Raw genomic sequence first — 2637 nt, 5'->3', positions numbered from 1 at the left:
CAACATTATTATTTGTCACTGTGAGTGTTATTCCATCAATGGTTTCGGTTGTGCTATCACCACTTGCAGCTGCTGTCTCAGAACCAAATAAAGTTTGAGCTCCGATTGTATTAAAAGTGAATGATAGTGATAGGGTTAAAAACAAAATTGTAATCTTTTTTATGCTTGTAATGTCATTTTTCATGGGGGACACATGTAACATCTTTAATAAAATCTTAAACTGTCTACAAATTGTGTATTGCTGTTTCATAATAGGGATTATTTAATTGTTAGTAATTCATTTAATAGTTAATACTTTATCGTGTATTTCATAGTTTTTAATAAAACCTGTATTCTTAATCGCCATTAGGATATCTTCAATGCTATTACTCTTATTAAAGGTTCCAATAAACTTCTCTTCTTTTTGTACATCATCTTGAATAATGACCTCCATATCATACCAACGCGATAGTACTTTCATGATTTCTTTTAATGACATATTTTCAAAACTAAAGACACCATCTTTCCAAGCGGTTTCATTGTAGACATCCACTTTAGAAATCGTTGTGTTATTCGTTTTTAGATTAAGGTGTAATTGTTGATTCGGCTCTAATATTTTATTAGCACCATTAGTACTTACAGCTACCTTCCCTTCCACCAATGTTGTGTAGATATTAGCCTCGTCTTTATAGGCTTTAATATTAAATTCTGTGCCTAGCACCTCAACTTCCTGAGATTGATGATGTACTTTAAACTTCGCGCCCTGGTGCTTCGTACTAGGAGATACATCAAAATAGGCTTCCCCATAAACCAATTCTACCTGACGGGTTTTCCCAGCATGAAATGCTACGGGGTATTTAAGTTTGGATTCAGAATTTAACCATACTTTGGTACCATCGGATAATTTGATATAGAATTGACCACCTCTGGGAATGGTTAGAATATTGTAGTGATTGTCTCTCGACGAGTTAAGCGCTCGGGATGACGGTGATTGATAAATAATCTCCTCTCCGTTACTGGTTATATTATTTGATTCGTAAACTTGTCCTTTTTCCAAAGTGATATTAGAGCCGTCTTCTAATGTTAGGGTCGCTTTGTCGGTTCCTATTTCTATATTATTGTTTACAATGGTAGGTTCTTTATAATCAAAATCCTGATTGTTATTTGTTTTATTAAAAACTAAACCTATGGAGATTAATAGTATAACAGAAGCAGCTACACCATAAGACCAAAGTCTAACAGGTTTTCTAGAACCTTGTTGTATCTTTCTTTTTAAAGTCTTCCAATCCTTTTCTGTATCTATTTCCTTTAAAAGTTTTGCATGTTTACTTTCTTTAATAGCCATAAGTATGTCCTCTTTTGTCTTAATATTAAATATCCCAGACGTTTCTAAATCACTAGGGGCTTCATCTTTAATTAATGAAGCTGCTATTTTTTTTGAGAGCGATTTTATTTTATTGGAATGACCCATTAATGCTATTAGTTAAATTATAAGCTCACCTTCATTCTTATGATATAATAAATATCACATCTACTTATCATTCACCATTCAGTTTTACCTTTTTCATTTCAAAGTATATGCTATGCTATACTACAATTAAAAAAAGGTAAATTGGGGAAGTGAGAGCGCATCATTTTTCGCTTTGATAAGAGAGAATTAGATAAGTTCTGCTATATAATTATTACAACTAAAAATATAAAAGGGGTGGCTTGTGTAAAGAAAAAGTTATTTAATTGTTAAGGAATTGAGGTTTTTTTTCACCTGACTATATTTACTAACTAATTAATAACAAGATATTTAACTAAAAAAAATTATTTAATTATAAAAAATAAAAAAGGTGTTTAATTTTTTATAATTTGCAAAGTAGAAGCATATTAAAAAGAATTAATTTAGGCAAATTAATATAAAGGAGAAAGGGTAGAATAATATTTATTTGTGATTTTTTGCTTTCACTTTGATAGGCTTAGTGTATAAAAAATGAGGGGTTCAATGGGTTGAAATGCGGTATGGTCGTGACATCTCATCTTCATTTATTTTTATGATGTCTGTTCATTTTTTTCTTGATAAAAAAACGAACCAAAAAAATCAAGTCAGACAAAAGGAAATTGCTGTGCATCATTCGCTCTAAAAGCTGCATGCTTCAAGCTGCGCTTGGCAGTTACGCTTTCCGCTCATTATTTCTGGGGTCTGACAGGGTTCCTATTCAACATTATATAATTGTTTAGAATTTATGGTCTCCAAATTTATTTATAACTGGGTTGGTTTAAAATATAGAGGCTATTAATTAGCTGTCATACCGAAACGTGGACGTTGAGCGTAGTCGAAACGAGGTATGGTCGTGATACCACAACATCATTTTATTTTTATGATGTCCGTTCATTTTTTTCTTGATAAAAAACGAACCAAAAAAATCAAGTCAGACTAAGGAAATTGCTGCGCACCACTCGCTTTAAAAGCTGCATGCTTCAAGCTGTGCTTGGCAGTTACGCTTTCCGCTCTTTATTTCTGGGGTCTGACAGGGTTCCTATTCAATATTATATAATTGTTTAGAATATTTAGTACCCAAATTTATTTAGAATGAAGACTATTAATTAACTGTCATACCGAAACGTGGACGTTGAGCGTAGTCGAAACGAGGTATGGTCGAGATATCACAA

At 32.3% G+C, this 2637-nt stretch carries 2 protein-coding genes; both read right to left on the bottom strand.

Features of this window, described 5'->3' with window-relative positions; all coding sequences use genetic code 11:
- The coding region (locus tag HHX25_RS20275) for a hypothetical protein (RefSeq protein WP_169677208.1) at positions 1 to 250 on the bottom strand (250 nt) is incomplete at its 3' end.
- 27 nt (positions 251 to 277) lie between these two features.
- A complete protein-coding gene (locus HHX25_RS20270) occupies positions 278 to 1450 on the bottom strand; it encodes a FecR family protein (RefSeq protein WP_169677206.1) in 1173 nt (390 codons plus the stop codon).
- Positions 1451 to 2637: the final 1187 nt, after the last annotated feature.

The organism is Flavivirga algicola (assembly GCF_012910715.1).
Classification (GTDB): domain Bacteria; phylum Bacteroidota; class Bacteroidia; order Flavobacteriales; family Flavobacteriaceae; genus Flavivirga; species Flavivirga algicola.
Note: the sequence above shows the minus strand (reverse complement) of the source record. Positions and strands in the feature narration are given on the sequence as shown.